At 67.8% G+C, this 18,920-nt stretch carries 19 protein-coding genes; 8 read left to right on the top strand and 11 right to left on the bottom strand.

The features are described 5' to 3' along the window. Positions 1–121 precede the first annotated feature (121 nt). Complete coding sequence (locus tag ACQPW1_RS35585; protein ID WP_433665424.1) at positions 122–790, top strand: metal-dependent transcriptional regulator; 669 nt, start codon at positions 122–124, stop codon at positions 788–790. Between the two features lie 136 nt (positions 791–926). Here the strand turns inward: ACQPW1_RS35585 and ACQPW1_RS35590 are convergent, their stop codons facing one another. Both ACQPW1_RS35590 and ACQPW1_RS35595 read right to left on the bottom strand, forming a co-directional pair. Then, on the bottom strand, positions 927–2,012 hold the full coding sequence (locus ACQPW1_RS35590; RefSeq protein WP_433656646.1) for a tartrate dehydrogenase: 1,086 nt from the start codon (positions 2,010–2,012) through the stop codon (positions 927–929). After that, positions 2,009–3,478 carry an NAD-dependent succinate-semialdehyde dehydrogenase gene (locus tag ACQPW1_RS35595; protein ID WP_433656647.1) on the bottom strand — a complete coding sequence of 490 codons (1,470 nt, stop codon included), beginning with the start codon at positions 3,476–3,478 and terminating at the stop codon, positions 2,009–2,011. The genes ACQPW1_RS35590 and ACQPW1_RS35595 overlap by 4 nt, the downstream gene beginning before the upstream one ends. 144 nt (positions 3,479–3,622) lie before the next feature. On the opposite strand from ACQPW1_RS35595, the gene ACQPW1_RS35600 reads away from it, so the two are divergent. Together ACQPW1_RS35600 and ACQPW1_RS35605 are read left to right on the top strand one after the other, a co-directional pair. Beyond that, positions 3,623–4,864 carry an aspartate aminotransferase family protein gene (locus ACQPW1_RS35600; RefSeq protein WP_433656648.1) on the top strand — a complete coding sequence of 414 codons (1,242 nt, stop codon included), beginning with the start codon at positions 3,623–3,625 and terminating at the stop codon, positions 4,862–4,864. A gap of 130 nt (positions 4,865–4,994) precedes the next feature. Further along, positions 4,995–5,489 carry a DUF3830 family protein gene (locus ACQPW1_RS35605; RefSeq protein WP_433656650.1) on the top strand — a complete coding sequence of 165 codons (495 nt, stop codon included), beginning with the start codon at positions 4,995–4,997 and terminating at the stop codon, positions 5,487–5,489. 481 nt (positions 5,490–5,970) lie between these two features. Here ACQPW1_RS35605 and ACQPW1_RS35610 read toward each other — a convergent pair whose 3' ends face one another. Both ACQPW1_RS35610 and ACQPW1_RS35615 read right to left on the bottom strand, forming a co-directional pair. Then, positions 5,971–7,371, bottom strand: coding sequence for an amidase (locus tag ACQPW1_RS35610; protein WP_433656652.1), 1,401 nt, complete (start codon positions 7,369–7,371; stop codon positions 5,971–5,973). Positions 7,372–7,464: 93 nt separating this feature from the next. Beyond that, entirely contained in the window at positions 7,465–8,430 is a 966-nt protein-coding gene (locus tag ACQPW1_RS35615; RefSeq protein ID WP_433656654.1) for a D-2-hydroxyacid dehydrogenase, read from the bottom strand. Between the two features lie 86 nt (positions 8,431–8,516). Between ACQPW1_RS35615 and ACQPW1_RS35620 the strand changes: the two genes are divergently transcribed. The 3 genes from ACQPW1_RS35620 to ACQPW1_RS35630 are packed head-to-tail and all read left to right on the top strand — an operon-like array spanning position 8,517 to position 10,692. Next, on the top strand, positions 8,517–9,257 hold the full coding sequence (locus ACQPW1_RS35620) for a maleate cis-trans isomerase family protein (protein WP_433656656.1): 741 nt from the start codon (positions 8,517–8,519) through the stop codon (positions 9,255–9,257). Between the two features lie 15 nt (positions 9,258–9,272). Continuing rightward, positions 9,273–10,004: a maleate cis-trans isomerase family protein gene (locus ACQPW1_RS35625; protein WP_433656658.1), complete on the top strand. Its 732-nt coding sequence runs from the start codon at positions 9,273–9,275 to the stop codon at positions 10,002–10,004. Continuing rightward, on the top strand, positions 9,991–10,692 hold the full coding sequence (locus ACQPW1_RS35630) for a GntR family transcriptional regulator (RefSeq protein WP_433656660.1): 702 nt from the start codon (positions 9,991–9,993) through the stop codon (positions 10,690–10,692). Before ACQPW1_RS35625 ends, ACQPW1_RS35630 begins: the two co-directional genes overlap by 14 nt. Before the next feature lie 164 nt (positions 10,693–10,856). On the opposite strand, the gene ACQPW1_RS35635 is transcribed toward ACQPW1_RS35630, so the two are convergent. Beyond that, complete coding sequence (locus ACQPW1_RS35635) at positions 10,857–11,279, bottom strand: EF-hand domain-containing protein (RefSeq protein ID WP_433656662.1); 423 nt, start codon at positions 11,277–11,279, stop codon at positions 10,857–10,859. Positions 11,280–11,381: 102 nt separating this feature from the next. Further along, positions 11,382–11,801, bottom strand: coding sequence for a DUF4345 domain-containing protein (locus ACQPW1_RS35640; RefSeq protein ID WP_433656663.1), 420 nt, complete (start codon positions 11,799–11,801; stop codon positions 11,382–11,384). A 140-nt stretch (positions 11,802–11,941) separates the two neighbouring features. On the opposite strand from ACQPW1_RS35640, the gene ACQPW1_RS35645 reads away from it, so the two are divergent. Further along, positions 11,942–12,550 (top strand): TetR/AcrR family transcriptional regulator, encoded by a 609-nt coding sequence (locus tag ACQPW1_RS35645; RefSeq protein ID WP_433656665.1) that lies wholly within the window; start codon positions 11,942–11,944, stop codon positions 12,548–12,550. Positions 12,551–12,890: 340 nt separating this feature from the next. On the opposite strand, the gene truB is transcribed toward ACQPW1_RS35645, so the two are convergent. The 3 genes from truB to ACQPW1_RS35660 all read right to left on the bottom strand — a co-directional run bounded on the left by truB (position 12,891) and on the right by ACQPW1_RS35660 (position 15,566). Continuing rightward, complete coding sequence (gene truB / locus ACQPW1_RS35650) at positions 12,891–13,796, bottom strand: tRNA pseudouridine(55) synthase TruB (RefSeq protein ID WP_433656667.1); 906 nt, start codon at positions 13,794–13,796, stop codon at positions 12,891–12,893. Continuing rightward, complete coding sequence (gene npt / locus ACQPW1_RS35655) at positions 13,796–14,464, bottom strand: 4'-phosphopantetheinyl transferase Npt (RefSeq protein WP_433656669.1); 669 nt, start codon at positions 14,462–14,464, stop codon at positions 13,796–13,798. The genes truB and npt overlap by 1 nt, the downstream gene beginning before the upstream one ends. Before the next feature lie 145 nt (positions 14,465–14,609). After that, complete coding sequence (locus tag ACQPW1_RS35660; protein ID WP_433665425.1) at positions 14,610–15,566, bottom strand: metallophosphoesterase family protein; 957 nt, start codon at positions 15,564–15,566, stop codon at positions 14,610–14,612. 228 nt (positions 15,567–15,794) lie between these two features. Here ACQPW1_RS35660 and ACQPW1_RS35665 point away from each other — a divergent pair, with 228 nt between their 5' ends. Next, on the top strand, positions 15,795–16,199 hold the full coding sequence (locus ACQPW1_RS35665) for a hypothetical protein (RefSeq protein WP_433656671.1): 405 nt from the start codon (positions 15,795–15,797) through the stop codon (positions 16,197–16,199). Positions 16,200–16,243: 44 nt separating this feature from the next. Here ACQPW1_RS35665 and ACQPW1_RS35670 read toward each other — a convergent pair whose 3' ends face one another. Next, a complete protein-coding gene (locus tag ACQPW1_RS35670; protein ID WP_433656672.1) occupies positions 16,244–17,659 on the bottom strand; it encodes an MATE family efflux transporter in 1,416 nt (471 codons plus the stop codon). Between the two features lie 253 nt (positions 17,660–17,912). After that, complete coding sequence (locus ACQPW1_RS35675; protein ID WP_433656674.1) at positions 17,913–18,914, bottom strand: DHH family phosphoesterase; 1,002 nt, start codon at positions 18,912–18,914, stop codon at positions 17,913–17,915. Positions 18,915–18,920: the final 6 nt, after the last annotated feature.

Raw genomic sequence — 18,920 nt, forward strand, 5'->3', positions numbered from 1 at the left:
TGTGTCATTCGGGAGGCATGTGCTTAAGCTCGAGTATGTGCCCGGTAAACGAGATATCGCCACCCGCCGTGAGCTAGCCGACGCTACCGCGCCGAGACAAGCCACCGGCGGCACCGCGACGATCGCACCGGTGCTCTCCTCGGTTGCCCAGGACTATCTCAAGGTGATCTGGACCGCACAGGAGTGGTCGCAGGAGAAGGTGTCGACCAAGCTGCTCGCCGAGCGCATCGGGGTGTCCGCGTCCACCGTCTCCGAGGCCGTGCGCAAGCTCGCCGACCAAGGACTGGTCGAGCATGCGCGCTACGGATCGATCACGCTCACCGAGGGTGGCCGCCTGGCCGCGATCGCGATGGTGCGCAGGCATCGGCTGATCGAGACGTTCCTGGTCAACGAGCTCGGCTACGGCTGGGACGAGGTGCACGACGAGGCCGAGGTGCTCGAGCACGCGGTCTCCGAACTGCTGATGGCCCGGATCGACGCCAAACTCGGCTACCCCGACCGGGATCCGCACGGCGACCCGATCCCCTCGGTCGACGGTGCGGTGCCGACCCCACCGGCGCGCCAGCTCAGCGACTTCAGCGCAGGCGAGTCCGGCCGGGTCGCCCGGATCTCCGACTCGGACCCGGACATGCTGCGCTACTTCGACTCGGTCGGCATTGCCTTGGATACCGCCATCACGGTCGTGGAACGGCGAGATTTCGCTGGCACCATCGCGATTCGCATCGGCACCGCCGAAACACCCACCGACCTGGGGAGTCCCGCAGCGGAAGCGATCTGGCTCACCACCTGAGGGTGCGGCGATCCCGCTGACGGTGCGGGGCTCACCGACTGACGGTGCGGCGCCTCGCCTGACCATTCGACTCACCGCGTGATCAGGCGGCTCATCGCTCGAGAGTGCGGCGCACCGACCGGCCATGCGGCTCGCGTCAGCGCGATTCGGCGCCTACCGCGCCGACCAATTCGGCTGCGCGGCTTGCGATGGCTGCGGCGAGGTCGGTAGTCGTCGCGGTGCCACCCAGGTCCGGGGTGCGCACCTGGCCTGCGCCGAGTACGTCGCAGACGGCACGGTCCACCGCCGCGGCCGCGGTGTGTTCGCCGAGGTGGTCGAGCAGCATCGCACCCGCGAGAATCTGCGCGACCGGATCGGCGATGCCCTGTCCGGCGATATCGGGTGCGCTGCCGTGTACCGCCTCGAACATCGACGGCGCGGTGCCCTCGGGGTTGATGTTGCCCGACGGCGCCAGCCCGAGTCCGCCGGTCACCGCGGCGGCGAGATCGGAAAGGATGTCGCCGAACAGGTTCGAGCCGACGATCACGTCCAGGCGGTCCGGGTGCAGCACGATCTCCGCGGCGAGCGCGTCGACGTGCATCTGCCGGGTCTGCACGTCGGGGTACTCGACAGCGATTCGGTCGAACACGCTGTCCCAGTACGGCATCGAGTGGATGAGGCCGTTCGACTTGGTGGCCGAACACAGTCGGCCACCGCGTTCGCGAGCCCGCTCGAACGCGTACCGGATGATCCGTTCGCAACCGACCCGGGTGAAAACCGACTCCTGGAGCACGAATTCGTCGGCGCGGCCGGGATTGTGCTTGCCGCCGATCTCGGAGTACTCACCTTCGGAGTTCTCCCGCACGATGAGGATGTCGAGGTCCTCGGCGGTCCGGTCGCGCAGTGCCGACTCGGTGCCCGGCAACAACCGCACCGGACGCAGGTTGACGTACTGACTGAAGGCCCGCCGCAACGGAATCAGCAGCCCCCACAGCGAAACATGGTCCGGCACACCGGGAAAGCCGACTGCGCCGAGCAGGATCGCATCGAACCCGGCCAGCAGCTCGGGCCCGTCCGGCGGCATCATCTGGCCGGTGCGCAGGTAGTTCGCGCAGGACCAATCGAATTCGGTCCACTCGATCCCGGGCAGCACGGTGTCGAGCACCGTGACCGCCGCCGCGGTGACATCGACGCCGATGCCGTCGCCGGGAATGGTCGCGATGCGGTAGCTACGGTCCGTCACAGGCGCACTCCGATGTACTTGGTCTCGAAGAACTCGTCGATACCGATCGAACCACCTTCACGGCCGAGCCCGGACTCTTTGACGCCGCCGAAGGGCGCGGCGGGGTTGGACACGACGCCCTGGTTGAGGCCGACCATGCCGGTTTCCAACGCCTCGCACACCCGCAGCCCGCGACGGAGATGCTCGGTGAAAACGTAGCCGACCAGCCCATACGGTGTGTTGTTGGCGCGCGCGACGACCTCGTCCTCGGTGTCGAAGACGGCGATCGACGCGATCGGACCGAAGATCTCGGTGTGGCACATCTGCGCGTCGTCGGGCACGCCGGTCAGCACGGTCGCGGGATAGAAGTTGCCCGGGCCCTCGATCGCGGTGCCGCCGGTCAGCACCTGCGCGCCGCGGCGGCAGGCGTCGGCGACCAGTTCGGTCACCTTGGTCACCGCGTCGGCGTCGATGAGCGGACCAACGACGACCCCGGGCTCGGTGCCCCGGCCCATCGGCAAGGCGGCCATCCGAGCGGCGAGCCGGTTCGCGAACTTCTCGATGATGCCGCGCTGCACGAAGATTCGGTTCGCGGCGGTGCAGGCCTGCCCGATGTTGCGCATCTTCGCCGCGATCGCACCCTCGACGGCCTCGTCCAGGTCCGCGTCGTCGAACACGATGAAGGCCGCGTTGCCGCCGAGCTCCATCGAGGTGCGCATCACCGTCTGCGCGCACTGTTCGAGCAGCCGCTTGCCGACCGCGGTGGAGCCGGTGAACGACAGCTTCCGGGAGCGGGTATCCAGGATGAGCGGCGTCATCAGCGCGCCGGGGTCGGCGGTGGTGAGCACGTTGACGACGCCGTGCGGCAGTCCGGCCCGGTCGAGCAGGTCGGCGAGCGCGAGCATCGACAAGGGTGTCTGCTCAGCGGGTTTCACCACGCTGGTGCATCCGGCGGCCAGCGCGGGCGCGATCTTGCGAGCGCCCATGGCCATCGGGAAGTTCCACGGCGTGATCAGCAGGCTCGGTCCCACCGGCTGCTTGGTCACCAGGAACCGCGAACCGCCTGCGGGCGCGGGCATGTAGCCGCCGTCGAGACGGACGGCCTCTTCGGCGAACCAGCGGAAAAACTCTGCCGCATAAGCGATTTCGCCGCGTGCCTCGGCCAGTGGCTTGCCCATCTCCAGCGTCATGATCAGCGCGAGACGGTCGGCGTCGTCGAGTAGCGCGTGGTGCGCGCGCATCAGGAGATCGGCGCGTTCCCTGGGCGGGGTCGCTGCCCAACCCGGCTGGGCCGCGTGCGCCGCGGCCAACGCGTCGAGTCCGTCCTGCGGGCTCGCGTCGGCGACCGCGCAGAGCGGCTGGCCTGTGGCCGGATCCAATACGGGCAGCTCGGCGTTCGTCTCGCACCACTGGCCGTCGATATATAAACCCGTTGGCACAGTGTCGATTACGGTTCGCTCCGCGGCGGACAAGGTCTCGGTGAGCATCGGCGCCGGGCTCCTTTCGCTACCGGACTCGGCCGCCGGCTATTGCTGCGGCCTCTGTCGCCATGTTATGCATATTGTCAACAATCCGACAATAGACAATCTGCGGATGTTGCGAGCGCATCACTTTCCGGGAGGCGGATCACCATGACCGAACTTTCGCCCGTTCTGCGGCAGGCCACCCCGGTGACCGTCGACCATGGAACCGGCTGCTACCTCTACGGCACCGACGGGCGCCGCTATCTCGACTTCACCGCGGGCATCGGTGTCACCAGCACCGGGCACTGCCATCCGCAGGTGGTCGCGGCGGCCCAGGCCCAGGTGGCCAGCCTGATCCACGGCCAATACACCACCGTCATGCACCGGCCGATGCTCCAGCTCATCGAGCGACTCGGCACGGTGCTGCCCGACGGCTTGGACACGCTGTTCTTCGCCAACTCCGGCAGCGAGGCGATCGAGGCGGCGCTGCGGCTGGCCCGCCAGGCCACCGGACGACCGAACGTGGTTGTCTTCCACGGCGGATTCCACGGCCGCACCGTGGCGGCGGCGACCATGACTACTTCCGGCACCCGATTCTCGGCCGGGTTCAGCCCGCTCATGTCCGGTGTGCACGTGGCACCCTTCCCGACCGCGTACCGCTACGGCTGGACCGAAGAGGAGGCCACCGCGTTCGCACTGCGCGAGCTGGACTACCTGTTCGCCACGATCACCTCGCCCGCGGAAACCGCCGCGTTCGTGGTCGAGCCGATGCTCGGCGAAGGCGGATACATTCCGGGCAACACCGCGTTCTTCCACGGTCTGCGGGAACGGGCCGACCGGCACGGCATCCTGCTCGTCATCGACGAGATCCAGACCGGCTTCGGGCGTACCGGAAAGTTCTTCGGGCATCAGCACTTCGGGGTGCGGCCGGACATCATCACCATCGCGAAGGGCCTCGCCAGCGGGTTCCCGCTGTCCGGCATCGCGGCCTCGCGCGAGCTGATGGCCAAGGCGTGGCCCGGCTCGCAGGGCGGCACCTATGGCGGCAATGCCGTGGCCTGTGCGGCCGCGGTGGCCACCCTCGAGGTGATCGAATCCGAGCACCTGGTGGACAACGCCGCGGCGCGCGGCGAGCAACTGCTCACCGGGTTGCGCGCGAGCGCCACCAAGGCGATCGGCGACGTGCGTGGTCTCGGGTTGCAGGCCGGTGCCGAATTCACCACCGCGACAGGCGAACCCGACACCGAGACGGCGAGTGCCGCGCAACGGCTCGCGGTCGAGAAGGGGTTGCTGCTGCTCACCTGCGGCGCGCACATGAATGTGGTGCGGATGATCCCGCCGCTGATCGTGACCGATACTCAGATCGAGGACGCGCTCGCGATCTGGACCGAAGTGCTGGCCGAGTTCTAGCTCGCTACGGCGGCCGGGGCCATACCTGGCCGCCACCGCGCTGCGCCCGATCGAACAGCCCCAGCCTGACCGAACAGGCGCAGCTCGACCGAACAGAAGGCCCTGACCGACGACCAGAAAGCAGAAACCGATGGCCCGCTACATCACCATCACCCTGACCAAGGCCGCCGTCACCTGCCGCGCCCGGCTGCTCGACGCGGAGGCCCCGCACACCTGCGCCGCGGTCTGGGACGCGCTGCCGCAGGAGGGCGACGCGTTCCACGCCAAGTACGCCCGCAACGAGGTGTACACGCTGGTCCCCCGCATCACCGCGGCCCCGCACCGGGAAAACCCGACCGTCACCCCCATCCCCGGCGACGTCTGTCTGTTCGACTTCGAGGCGTGGGAGATCGGCAATCCCGCCTACGGCTACGAGCCGGGCTCGACCGCCCACCAAGACCAGGGCGCGACCGATCTCGCAATCTTCTACGGCCGCAACAACTTGCTGATCAACGGCGACATGGGCTGGGTGCCCGGCAACGTGTTCGCGACGATCGAAGAGGGTCTGTCCGACATCGCCGCAGCCTGCAACGACCTCTGGCTACACGGAGTCTCCGGCGAAACCCTCACCTTCGCCCGCGACTGACTCCCACCCCTACTGATCGCACGCTGCGAGAACCCTTCACTTCTCCGCGAAGGGTTTCTCGCTGCGCACCAATTCGCGCCCCGCGCACCAACTCGCCGACGAATTCGTGCGCGGTGCAATGAAATGTGCGCGCCGCCGCCGGCCCGGCGCCGCCGACAAACCAGCGGCGGCAGTGCCACTCCGACGCAGCGTCAACCGCATTCGGCTGAGCGCGAACCACGATCGCACACCGCTGGCCCTCGCCGCGCATCGATTCGTCTCCCGCGCACCAATTCTCTGACGAATTCGCGCGCGCCGTCATGAGACGTGCGCGCCGTCATGAGGCCGCCGACTACACCTGACCACGCGCGACCGCCGGAACGCCGCACACTAAATCGCCTCGCGCGCAACAGATTGTTGGCGAATTCGTGCGCGGCGCCATGAGATTTGCGCACAGTGTCACCGGTCCTGCGCTACACCAGACCGGCGGTGATTTCGTATTTCACACTGCCAGAACGTGTTCGGCGTAGCGGGCGACCGCCATGACCAGGTCGTCGGAGTGGCGGGGGCCGATGATCTGCATGCCGACGGGGAGGCCGTCTTTCGTGGTGCCGACGGGGATGCTGATGGCCGGTTGCTGAGTCATGTTGAAGGGGTAGGTGAATGGGGTCCACTGGGGCCAGGTGGTCTGGCCGCTGCCCGGCGGGACGTTGTGGCCCGCTTCGAAGGCAGTGATCGGCATGGTCGGCGTGATCAGTACGTCGTAGGCGGTGTGGAAGGCGCCCATGGTGATGCCGACTTCGGCGGCCACGTTGCGGGCGTCGAGGTAGTCGACGGCCCCGACGGCATCGCCTTGCTCCCAGACCGCGCGCAGTGCCGGATCCACCCGCTCGCGCGAGCCCTCCGGGAACTTCGACAGCATGGTGGCCGCACCCGCTGCCCACAGCAGCTCGAATGCTTCACGCGGATCGTCGAAGCCGGGATCGGCTGCGACGACTCGTAATTCGGCGTCGGCGAGCTGCTGCACCGCCGCGTCGACCAGCTCGGCGACCTCGGGGTCGACGGTGGCGTAACCGAGCGTCGGCGAGTACGCGACGGTGAGTCCGCGGACATCACGGACGACCTGTCCGCGGAACGTAGTCAGGGTCGGCGCGAGGCTCGTCGGATCACGCGGGTCGGGCAGCGACAGGATGTCCATCAGCAGCGCGGCATCCTCGACCGTCCGGGTCATCGGCCCCGCGTGTGCGAGCGGACCGAACGGACTCGCCGGGTACAGCGGGATCCGGCCGTGCGTCGGCTTGAAACCGACGATGCCGCAGAAGGACGCCGGGATGCGGATGCTGCCGCCACCATCGGTGCCGACGGAGACCGGTCCCATACCTCCGGCAACGGCGGCGGCACTACCACCGGACGAACCGCCAGCAGTCGTCGTCGGATCGACGGGATTGCGGGTTATGCCGGTGAGCGGGCTGTCTGTGACCGCCTTCCAAGCAATCTCCGGCGTCGTCGTCTTACCGAGGAAGACCATCCCGTCCTCGCGCAACCGCGCCGCGACGGGGCTGTCAACCGTCCACGGTCCGGCCGGGTCCACCGAGGTGGACCCGCGCCTGGTCGGCCAGCCCTCGGTGAGGAAGATGTCCTTGATCGAAATCGGCACACCGTCGAGCAGCCCACGGGCGTGACCCGAGTGCCAGCGCGCCTCGGAGTCCTTGGCCTGCACCAGCGCCCGATCGGGATCCACCAGGCAGAACGCGTTCACGGCCGGATCGCGGGTCGCGATGGCAGCGAGAATCGCCTCGGTCGCCTCGACCGGGGAGAGAGCGCCCGCCGCGTAGGCCGAGACCAGCTGGACAGCCGTCATCGCCGCGGGGTCGGTCGGAATGTTGATGTCGGGGTAGCTCATGGCTGCGCCTCGCTAGCGCTCGGCTCCGCCATGCCCCACGGGGCGCTGTGTCTTTGATTCGCTCGCTGCCGCTCGCTCATGTGGTGGGCTCCTTCAGCCGGGCACGTACCCCAGCTCCTTGTCGACCACGTTCTGCAGTGGTCGGCCGGCGATCCAGTTGTCGAAGTTCTCGGCGAACACGCTGACGATCTCGGTCCGCCAGCCGCGGAAATCGCCCGAATTGTGCGGTGTGATAGACACATTCGGCAGATCCCACAGCGGGTGGTCGGGCGGCAGCGGCTCTGGGGCGACTACATCGAGCGCCGCCCCGGCGATTGATCCGGCGCCGAGGGCGGCGACCAGATCGTCGGTAACTACGAGTTCCCCGCGGCCCACGTTGACAAACCTCGCGTGCGGTTTCATCGCGGCGAATTCTCTGGCGCCGAACATGTTCCGGGTCAGTGGCGTCAGCGGGGCGATCGCGACCACATAGTCGGCCACCGGTAACTCGGCGTAGAGGTCGGTGCCGACCGTGCCGAAATCGGGGTCTTCCGAACGCATTCGGCGGCCGACCGCGCGAATGTTCAGCCCGGCCGCGCGCAGCAGTCGCGCGATGGCGCGGCCGATCGAGCCGGTGCCGACGATGAGCACCGTGCTGCCCGCGACCCGTTCGTTCTCGCGATGCTCCCACTCGTGTCGTAGCTGCCTGCGCAGCGATCCAGGCAGGTCCTTGGCGAATCCGAGGATCTGGCCGAGCACGTATTCCGCGATGGCCGTGTCGAACAGGCCGCGCGTGTTGGTCACGACGACGTCGCTGGCCCGCAGTTCGGGGAACATCGCCGGGTCCACCCCGGTCGATCCCATGTGCAACCATTGCAGCCGGTCGGCCGATGGCCACGCGCCGGGGATCGCGCGGGTCAGGAAGTCGTAGACGAAGAGCACGTCGGCACCGCGCAGCGCTACCGCGAGGCCGGATGCCTCGGTGTAGCGCACAGTCGCCCGAGCTGTCACGGCGGCCATCAGATCCGCCTCGGGCACGCGGTCACTGTGCAGGACGGTGACAATAGGGCCCGTTTCCACATTGACACACTAAGATCGCATCGTATGATTGTCAACAATCCGACTCTGCTCGGAGGTCAATCCAGCTGAGTGCGAGAGGGGCCGTAGTGGAACTCAGCTTCCCGGATATCGAGGGCCCCGTCGCACAACGGGGCATCGGCATCATCGCGCCGTTCGACCTCGCGCTCGAACGTGAGCTCTGGCGTTGGGCGCCGATGGAGGTCAGCCTCCACCTCGCCCGAACGCCGTACGAACCTGTGCCGGTCTCGTTGGCGATGGCCGAATTGGTCTCCAATCCAGCGCATTTGACCACCGCGACCCGCGACGTGCTGCACGTCGAACCGGAAGTGGTTGCGTACCTGTGTACCTCGGGCAGCTTCATCAAGGGCCTCGAGTACGAGCGGTCGTTGCGCGAAACGATCTGTGCGGCAGGCGCGCTGGACGCGGTCACCACCTCGGGGGCGCTGATCGAGGCGATCCGGCATCTCGACATCAGCAGGGTCTCGGTGCTCACCCCGTACGACGAGATCCTGACCAACAAGCTGCACGACTTCCTCGGCGAGGCAGGCTGTTCCGTCGTCCGCTCCGACCATCTCGGGCTGGGCGGCGGCATCTGGAAGGTCAACTACCGCACCATCGCGGAACGCATTGTCGGCGCGGATGATCCAGCCGCCCAGGCCATCTTCGTCAGCTGTACCAACCTGCCAACCTACGACGTGATCGAGCCGCTGGAACAGGCGCTCGGCAAACCCGTGCTCACCGCGAACCAGCTCACCATGTGGGCCTGCCTCGGCCGGATGAAGCTGCCGATGATGGGCCCGGGCAAGTGGCTACTGAACGTCTTCTGATCGGGAGAACAACACATGCAGACACCCACCATCGGTTTCATCTACCCGGACCACGCGGCCGAGGACGACTACCCGTTGGCCGCCGACAAGCTCGGCGCGGGCCTGCCGGTGGCCCATATCTATGGCACCGATTTGCACGCCATCCCCGAGCTGCTGGATCTGGGCAGCCCGGACAAGCTGCGGCACGGCGCCGAACTGCTCGCACCGCACCAGCCCGAGGCCGTCGTATGGGCCTGTACCTCAGGCAGTTTCGTCTACGGGCCGCGCGGCGCCCGTGACCAGGTCGACGCGCTCGCCGAGGTAGCCGGTGTACCCGCGACCAGCACCAGCCTCGCTTTCATCGATGCGGTGCACGCGCTCGGCGTGCACACCGTCGCCATCGCGGCCAGCTATCCGGACGATGTCGCGGAGCTGTTCGTCGAGTTCCTGGCCGACGCCGGGATCCGAGTGGTCTCGATGCGCAGCGCGGGGATCGACACCGCCGCCGAGGTCGGCACGCTGAACGCCGAGCAGGTGCGGCAGCTGGCCGTGGCCAACGATCATCCCGACGCCGAGGCGCTGCTCATTCCCGACACGGCCATGCATACTCTTGCGGTGCTGCCGGAGCTCGAGGCCGCGCTCAGCAAGCCGGTACTGACCGCCAACCAGGTCACCATCTGGGCCGGGCTGCGGCTGGCCGGCGCCGCCGTGACCTGCCCGGCCCTCGGCACCTTGTTTACAGAAAGGCACGCGCATGCCGCTCGTTGAGATCGAGCCGGTCAGTAGACAATCGACGGCCGAGGTGATCGCCGATCGACTCCGCGAGGCGATCATGCGCGGCAGCTTCGCGCCCGGCGACCAGCTCGGCGAGGCCGACCTCGCCGCCCGCTTCGACGTGTCCCGCGGACCGGTGCGCGAGGCGATGCAGCGACTCGTCTCCGAGGGTCTGCTGCACAGCATCCGGCATCGCGGCATCTTCGTCATCGACCTCACCATCGACGACGTCGTCGACATCTACCAGGCCAGGACCGCCATCGAAGGCGGTGCGCTGGAACTGATCCTGGACGGCCGCCGCGAGATCGCCTACGCGGCACTCGGCGAGAGCGTCACCCAGATGTGTGCCGCCGCCGAAATCGGCGATGCCGCCGGACTTTCCGACGCCGACCAAGCCTTCCACGTCGCGCTGGTCGACAGCGCGGGCAGCCCCCGGCTGGCTCGCGCCGCCCGCACCCTGCTGATCGAAACCCGAATGTGCCTGGGCGCCTTGCAAACAACGAATCCCGACTTGACCGAACAAGCCCGCGAGCACGTCGAACTACGCACCGCCATCGGCACCGGCCCCGCCGCCCGCGCCCGCAAGCTACTGATCGACCACATGCAGGACGCGGTCCGCGCCATCGCCGCCGACCGCACCAGCCAGACCGCCGTCTCCGCCGAGGCCCGAGTCTCGACATAGCGAACGGGCAATGGGGGCGCGGTCATCGGCGGTCACCGCCACCAAGTCCCGTTCGGCGAACTGAATCACCCGGCAGCCAAGCGGCGTGCGCCCCTACCGCCGTCCAATGGGACATGAGGGCGGGCCCAACGGCGTGTCACCGCCGCCATGTCCCGTTCGATGGATCAGCGGGAGAGGAAGTCGAGGAGGGTGCGGAATTCGGGGAGGGAGAGGTAGCCGTCGTTGTCCTGGTCGGCGGCGGCTAGGAGGTCGGCGGCGGGTTCGTGGATGCGGCCCTCGCCTACGTGGCGGATGAGGGATTCGAGTTCGTCGACCGAAATTCGCCCGTCTTGATTGGTGTCGAAGACCTTGAAGGCGGCGTCGGCGTCGGTGACCTCGATGCGACCGCCCACCAGTGCGGCATCGAATTCCGCTCGGGAGACCAGGAAGTCGCCGTTGGTGTCGGCGGCGGCGACCATGCGTTCGACGGCATCGTCGTCGACCTCGAGGCCGAGTTCCCGGATGCCCGCGGTGATGTCGGCGACCGAGACGAGCCCGTCACCGTCCCGATCCCATAGCTCGAACGTATCGACCGGTCGTTCACCCATTGCCCACTGCCTCCCACTGCCGCACCTTCGAGCGGCCAATCCACACTGTACGGATTCCGTTGCCGCCCAGCAGAGCAGGCCGACGCCCAGGCGGCGTGCGGCTCAGCCGAAGGCGGGGGTTGTGCCTGCCATCGAGGTTGTGGTGGTGCGCTTTTCGTCGGCGGTGGCGAGCCAGAGGTAGATCGGGGGGAGGACTACTTCGATCGCGGTGAGGACGATTTGGAACCACTGCGGCCAGCCGTAGACGGCGACGGAGATGAAGCGGCCGACGGCACCGAGCAGGAAGATGCCTGCTAGCCAGCGGATTACGGTCGACGGGATCGGGGTCTGGCGGGCGGCCCAGATCCAGGCGACGCCGTAGCCGAGGAAGATCGCGCCGAAGAAGCGGGTCTGACTGTCGGCGGTGACGCCGGACGAGCCCATGCCGGGGATGCCGTCGATGCCCGCTGCCAGGTGGAAGATGCCGATCGCGACGCAGGCGACGCCCATCGCCATGGAAAGCCATTTGAGTGCGGTTGCCATGTTGCCCCTCCGCGGGTGCGACGAATCCTGCTGGCGGACAGCGGATTCCCCACTCGAATCACCGACCGCGCACAAGTTGACGTTTGTCTACTAACAGACCCTACGATCCTTAGTAGACAGACGTCAACTAGAGTTTCGGGATGAGCACTCGCCGCCGCCTGTCCCCCGACGAGCGCCGCCAGGTGCTGTTGGAGGCAGGCGCGCGACTGTTCGCCGAGCGTGCCTACGACGCGGTGCTGATGGAGGACGTCGCGGCGTCCGCCGGGGTGTCGCGCGCCCTGCTCTATCGCCACTTCCCGAGCAAGCGCGACCTCTTCGCCGGGGTCTACGAGCAGGCGGCGGAGCAACTACTGGTCGCCACGCCACTCGACAACGGACGACCGCTCCCCGAGCAACTGACCGCCGGACTGAACACCCACTTCGACTACTTCGAGGCGAACGCCAACAGCGTGCTCGCGGCGAATCGCGTGCTCGCGGGCGATCCGACCATCCAGGCCATCATCGCGGGCGAACTCGGCGAACTACGCCGCCGGCTGCTCGATGCCCTCGGCGTCGAAGGAACCACCCGAACCCAGGTCTCCTCGGTGCTGCTGAGCTGGCTCACCTTCGTCCGGATACTGACGATCGAATGGCTGGAGAACCAGCACTACTCGCGCGCGGAGTTGCTCGAGATCAGCGTCGGCGCACTACTCGGCGCACTCCAGCCGATCCTCGGACCCGATCTCCAAACGGCCGACGCAAAGCGGTGATGAGCCAGCCACCGGATAGCGGCAATGCCATCACGGACACCACGCGCATACTGCTCTCCTGGCGCGGCGCGATCGCCTGATATCGGAATCCGCCTGAATCGTCAGCAAGGCGGCCACCCGAGCAGGCTGGCGGACGATGAGACTGCCCGCAGGTTCGACGAGCGGACGACATCGCGGACGCGGCGCGCTTACTGCCCACCTGAAGAAACGCCGATAGCGCGACCCTCCGGATCGAGCCTGGCATTTAGACCCATCGCCTCGTCTCCATCCCGGATTCCGCCTGAATCGTCAGTACACACCGGCCGCTCGAGCAGGCGGAACCGCCGGATGCCTGCCGCGCTTACAGGTTCGACGGGCGCACGACCATGACGGACGCGGCGCGCTTGCCGCTCTCCTGAAGCAGGGCGATCGCGCGACCTTCCTGATCGATCGCGGCGTAGACGCCGGGGAGGCCGATGGGGTCGAGCCAGCGGCCGTTGCGGAGGTCGTTGGTTTGGGCTTCGTCGATCTCCCTGTGCGGGAACGCGGTTCGCACGGCCTCGTCCATGTCGAGACTGAGCATGGTGGCGTCGGAGTCGGCGGCTACGGCCAATTCGTCCAGGGTACGGGCGTGTTCGAGGGTGAACGGGCCGACCCTGGTGCGGCGCAACGCCGTCAGGTGGCCGCCGACGTTGAGGGCGGCGCCGAGGTCGCGGGCGAGGGCGCGGACGTAGGTGCCGGAGGTGCATTCGACGATCACGTCGAGGTCGACGAATTCGCCGTCCTGGATGTCGTGGCGGGCGAGGATGTCGAAGCGGGACACGGTGACCGGACGGGCGGCCAGCTGTACTTCTTCGCCCGCGCGGTGCCGGGCGTAGGCGCGTTCGCCGTCCACCTTGATCGCGCTCACGGTGGCGGGGACCTGCTCGATGTCGCCGGTGAGTTTCGCTGTGTGCGCGGCGATTTCGGCATCGGCGAGGTGCAGGGCCGGGGTGGTCGAGAGCAGCTCGCCCTCGGCGTCGTCGGTGGTGGTGGCCTGGCCGAGGCGGATGGTCGCGGTGTACGCCTTGGTGGTCAGGGTGAGCAAGCCGAGCAGTTTGGTGGCGCGTTCCACGCCGAGCACGAGCACACCGGTGGCCATCGGGTCGAGCGTGCCCGCGTGCCCGATCTTCTTGGTGTGCAGCAGCTTCCGGCATTTCGCAACGACATCGTGGCTGGTCATGCCGCTGGCCTTGTCGACGATCAGCAGCCCGCCGAGACCGTCCATCAGACGTGCACGATCGCGGTGAGAATGAACCCGTCAGCGATCAGCCAACGGCCGTCGAACGAAATCAACGGCACCCCACCGTCGTTCGTCTGCCCGGGCACGAGCAGCTCGCTGTGGAACGTGCCGTGACCGGAATCCTCGGTGCTGTCCTGGATCTCGAAGGTGATGTGCGCTTCCTCGAAGCCGAGCCAGCGCGCGGTCAGCGGCCACCACGCCTTGAAGGTGGCTTCCTTGGCACAGAACACCAACCGGTCCAGGTGCAGTCCGGAGTAGGTGGTGTTCAACCACTCCCGCTCCGGTGGCAAACTCACCGAATCGAGCACACCGTCGGGCAGGGCCGCATGCGGCTCGGCGTCGATCCCGATCGAGCGGAAGCGCATCTTGTGCGCCAGCGCCGCGGCCCGATACCCGTCGCAGTGCGTCATGCTGCCGACGATCCCGCGCGGCCAGATCGGCGCGCCCCGCTCCCCCTTGCCGATCGCCACCGGCGGCTCACCGAGCTCGGCCAGCGCGAGCCGAGCACAGTGCCTGGCCCCGATGAAGTCCCGGCGCCGCTTCTCCACCGCCTTCGCGATGAGATGCTCCTCCGCCGGAAGCGCCTTCAGGTCCTCCGGATACTCCAGCAGCTCAGCCGACGCGACCCCGGACGGCAATATGTTCTCGATCATCACCACCGAGCCTAGACGAGTCCCCGCACCCATACCGATGGTGGTCAGCCGCACACCACCTGATTTCCCGCACACGAAATCGCATGCGATTCGGTGTGCCGAAAGCTAAAGCGTATGCGGCTCAGCCTTCTGCGCGGGGCTGCGCTCAGACCCCGCGGCGACGCTCGGCTTTGGCGCGCATCTCCGCGGCGGCCGCTTCCATTTCCGGCGTGACCTTGAAGTGTCCGCCCCAGCTGTTCAGCGAGCCCGGCGGGTACTCGGGGGCCGGGAGGATCTGGCGGAGCAGGCGTTCGGGGAGGCCGCGGCGCTGCCATTCGCGGGGGTAGCCGAGGGACACCTCCTCGAAGCGGACGCCGTCGTAATACGAGGTGCGCGGGATGTGCAGGTGGCCGTAGACCGAGCAGACCACGTTGTAGCGGGTGTGCCAGTCGGCGGTCAGTTCGGTGCCGCACCAGAGCGCGAACTCGGGGTAGAACAGCACGTCGGTCGGTTGGCGGACCATCGGGAAGTGGTTGATCATCACCAGCGGCGTGCCTTCGGGCAGCGCGTCCAGCTTGCGCTTGGTGACCTGCACGCGGGCATGGCACCAGGCGTCACGGGTGAGGTAGGGGTCCGGGGAGAGCAGGTATTCGTCGGTGGCCACCACGTTGCGGTCCCGCGCGATGGCGAGTCCCTCGGCCTTGGTGGTGGCGCCCTGCGGCAGGAACGAGTAGTCGTACAGCAGGAACAGCGGGGCCACCGTCACCGATCCACCGTGCTGCTCGGCGCCCGCGCCCTCCCACACCGGGAACGGATCCTCCGGGGTCAGCACGTCCAGGTCCCGGCAGATCGACACGAGGTAGTCGTAGCGCGCGACGCCGGTCATCTGCACCGGGTCCTTCGCCGTCGTCCACAGCTCGTGGTTGCCCGGGACCCAGATCACCTTGGCGAACCGGCTACGCAGCAGCTCGAGCGCCCACCGGAAATCGTCGGTCTTCTCTCCCACGTCCCCGGCCACGATCAGCCAATCCTCCGGAGAGTCGGCATGGATCTGCTCGACCACCGGCCGATTCCCCTGGTGCCCGACGTGAATGTCGCTCACCGCCATCAACTTGGGTATCACCACACCTACCTTGGCACACCCGCACCGATCTTCGCCCGTCACCCCGCCGCCCGTCCTCAGGTGAGTGGCACACGAGGAGAGTTCGTCGCAGCTGCGAGTGACCATCAAGAGCCCCGCCAAACCGGAATGAGGCATTTATCTCGGAACCTGCAACCCGCGCAAATCTGGACACACGACCCACTATGTTGTTCGAACATGATCGCACGCAACACATTCCGAAGGATTGTCGTGGCATCATCGGCTGCGGCAGCCTGCCTCACCGTTCCAGGTCTGGCCGGGGCAACCATCAGTCCGCCGAGTACCGCATCGTTGCAGGTAGCCGGGGAGACTCTCACCTCGACACCGAGCCGGATCAGCACCGACCTCATCGGCGGCACCGTGCAGTGCACGCTGCTGGTCGACGGCGACCCGCGGCAGAACATCCTGTCTCCCAGACAGCCCGCACCCGCCGACTTCACGCTCACCCGCCAGCTGGCCGCGGGCGAGCATCTGGCCCTCACCTACTGCGCCGACTTCCCGCTCGGCTCCGATACGCCGAGCTCGTACCCGACGCTGGCCTGCGCCAAGGTGACGGTGCCCGCCGCAACGGTCGAATCGTTGCCGAACGACCAGTGCTTCCTGACCAACAGCTAACTCGCTGAACGCGAAACCCCGGGCACCGTCCGGGGTTTCGTCAGTTATCCCGAGCTCCGAACGCGTCCAGGGACATCCGCACCAACGCGAGCCCACCGGCCGGACCAGGCTCGCCAGGAGACGGCGACCAGCCGTAGGAGCATGAAAGCGACCAGGCCGGACCAGATTCCGGCGATCCCCCAGTCGAAGACCAGCGATAGCCAGATCGCCGGGAGGAAACCGAGCAGGGCCGAGCCGAGCGTGGTGGTGCGTAGGTAAGCGGCGTCGCCCGCGCCGAGCAGGACGCCGTCGAGGGCGAACACGATGCCTGCCACCGGGATGATGCACACGAAGAACCACCACGTGACGTGGGTGCGGTCCAGCACGGCGGGATCGTCGGTGAACAGTTTCGGGATCAGTCCCGCGCCCGCGGCGAAGCACGCGGCAAGGGCGAGCGCGAATACCTCCGACCAGCCGGTGACCCGACGGGCCAGCGCGCGGGCACCGGGTGCGTCGCCGGCGCCGAGGGCCGCGCCGACCAGGGTCTGCGCGGCGATGGCGAGTGCATCGAGGGTCAGCGCAAGGAAGTTCCAGAGCTGCAGTACCAGTTGATGCGCGGCGACCGAGGCCGCGCCGAAGCGGGCCGCGACCGCGGCGGCGGAGACGAAGCAGGCCTGGAACGCGAGGCTGCGGACGATCAGGTCCCGGCCGAGGACCAGTTGCGCGCGCATCACCGACCAGTGCGGTGCGAGCGAAACCCGCTCACGCACAAGGGCATTCAGAAACAATCCGGCCATCACCAGCTGACCGGCGACGTTCGCGACGGCGGAACCGGGTAGTTCCAGCCGTGGTGCACCCAGCAGCCCGTGCACCAGCACCGGACACAGCACACCCGAAACCGCCAGCCCGGCAACAACATAGATGAGCGGACGACGAGTCTCCTGCACCCCGCGCAACCACCCGTTGCCCGCCATGGAGATCAGGATCAGCGGCACCCCGAACAGCGCGATCCGCACCCACTCGAGCGCCTCGGTGGCGATCTCCCCACCGCCGGCGATCGCGCTGGTCAGCGGCACCGCGAAGGCCTGAACCAGCACCAGGATCAACACACCGACCGCGATCGCCAACCAGGTCGCCTGCACGCCCTCGGCCACCGCGCCACGTTCGTCGCCCGCACCGTGCTTGCGCGCCGCCCGCGCGGTCGTGCCGTAGGACAGGAACGTCAACTGCGAACTCGTCTGCGCCAGAATCAAGCCGCCCACCGCGAGCCCGGCCAGCGCGAGCGCGCCGAGCCGCCCGACCACGGCGAGGTCGAACAGCAGATAGATCGGCTCGGCGACGAGCACACCGAGGGTCGGCACCGCGAGCCGGAGTATCCGGCCCGGCCCGGCCTCGGCCGCCGGGTCGATCTCGCCGGTGGCAACCGTCGACGGCGCAGCACCCTCCGCCGGGTCGCCCTCGATCGACACCTTACCGCTCATGAAACCTCCCTCACCACAACGCATCCCACGCGGACAGGGCGTCAGCCCGGCACGGCGGTCGGATCGCGATCAGCGTGCCCCGGCACCGCAGGCCGGGCAGCAACTACTCCCGTTACCCTGCCATGAGGCACCGACAGACCAGCGGCTTCACCCACCCCGTCGCCGTTCGCAGATCGCATAGGCGTCAGCGATATGCCGTTGCCGTCACGTACGCGCAGAACCGATCGAGTGGGTGAGGACAGCACGACACCGCTCAACCCAGCGCGGCCAGCAGGGTAGCAACAAGCTCGTCCGCAGCTCCATAGGCCGTGTACCCGGCGGCGAACCGATGCCCGCCACCTCCGAGCGCGGCCGCTATCTCGGCAACGTCCACCCCGTCATCCGCTCCCGGCCGACTGTCGCGGGCACGCAGCGACACCGTCCACCGGTCGGCACCGGTACTGGATTCCTTGAATACCGCCGCGATCCCCGCTTCCGAGGTGGTGCGGACGATATCGATAACGCTCTCCGCCTCTTCGGAACTCACGTCGGCGATGTCGTCGAGCCGCACGAACGCGTACACCAGCCCGATGCCGCCGTGCACGCCCGGCACGAGCTGCGCGGTGCCGAGCACCCTGGACAGCATGGTCAACCACCCGAACGGATGGGTGTCCAGCAGCGCCCTGGCGATCTCGGCACCGTCGATGCCGGTGGCCAACAGCCGCTCGGCCAACTCGTGCGTACCTGGCCGAACCCACCGGAACGACCCGGTGTCGGTCACCAGACCGGCGTAAAGGCAGTGCGCCACTTCGAGATCGATCGGCACGCCCCACGCGTCGAGCAATCGCACGATCAGGCTGGTCGTCGATTCCGCACCGGCGTCGACCACATTGACCGTGCCGAACCGGGTGTTGGATCGATGATGGTCGATCACCAAAGTCTTTGCCGCCCCGGACATTCGATCGACCAGCGCACCGAGCCGCCCGACGCTGCCGCAGTCGACCGCGATCAGCAGATCGACCTCGGCGGGCACGTCGGCGGGCGCCACCAGATGGTGTACGCCGGGCAACGACCGCATCGATTCGGGTAGCTCGGCCGGTTCGGCGAACGACACCCATACCGGGATTCCGCGCCGGTGCAGTACCAGCGCGAGCCCAAGTCCGCTGCCGACGGTGTCGGCGTCCGGCTGTACGTGGCAGACGATGGTGACCGAGCGGGCGGCGTTCAACGCCTCGACGGCAGATTCGAGGTCAACCGCGTCCCGCATTGTCGTCATCGTCTA

The sequence above is a fragment of the Nocardia sp. CA-128927 genome (genome assembly GCF_050955855.1).
In the GTDB taxonomy this organism is placed as follows: domain Bacteria; phylum Actinomycetota; class Actinomycetes; order Mycobacteriales; family Mycobacteriaceae; genus Nocardia.

Bases quoted from the DNA above. Each gene is read 5' to 3' on its own strand.
- ACQPW1_RS35675 (WP_433656674.1), bottom strand. From the start codon at position 18,914: ATGACGACAATGCGGGACGCGGTTGACCTCGAATCTGCCGTCGAGGCG.
- npt (WP_433656669.1), bottom strand. From the start codon at position 14,464: ATGATCGAGAACATATTGCCGTCCGGGGTCGCGTCGGCTGAGCTGCTG.
- ACQPW1_RS35630 (WP_433656660.1), top strand. From the start codon at position 9,991: ATGCCGCTCGTTGAGATCGAGCCGGTCAGTAGACAATCGACGGCCGAG.
- ACQPW1_RS35605 (WP_433656650.1), top strand. From the start codon at position 4,995: ATGGCCCGCTACATCACCATCACCCTGACCAAGGCCGCCGTCACCTGC.
- truB (WP_433656667.1), bottom strand. From the start codon at position 13,796: ATGGACGGTCTCGGCGGGCTGCTGATCGTCGACAAGGCCAGCGGCATG.
- ACQPW1_RS35595 (WP_433656647.1), bottom strand. From the start codon at position 3,478: ATGCTCACCGAGACCTTGTCCGCCGCGGAGCGAACCGTAATCGACACT.
- ACQPW1_RS35635 (WP_433656662.1), bottom strand. From the start codon at position 11,279: ATGGGTGAACGACCGGTCGATACGTTCGAGCTATGGGATCGGGACGGT.
- ACQPW1_RS35645 (WP_433656665.1), top strand. From the start codon at position 11,942: ATGAGCACTCGCCGCCGCCTGTCCCCCGACGAGCGCCGCCAGGTGCTG.
- ACQPW1_RS35670 (WP_433656672.1), bottom strand. From the start codon at position 17,659: ATGAGCGGTAAGGTGTCGATCGAGGGCGACCCGGCGGAGGGTGCTGCG.
- ACQPW1_RS35640 (WP_433656663.1), bottom strand. From the start codon at position 11,801: ATGGCAACCGCACTCAAATGGCTTTCCATGGCGATGGGCGTCGCCTGC.
- ACQPW1_RS35600 (WP_433656648.1), top strand. From the start codon at position 3,623: ATGACCGAACTTTCGCCCGTTCTGCGGCAGGCCACCCCGGTGACCGTC.
- ACQPW1_RS35625 (WP_433656658.1), top strand. From the start codon at position 9,273: ATGCAGACACCCACCATCGGTTTCATCTACCCGGACCACGCGGCCGAG.
- ACQPW1_RS35610 (WP_433656652.1), bottom strand. From the start codon at position 7,371: ATGAGCTACCCCGACATCAACATTCCGACCGACCCCGCGGCGATGACG.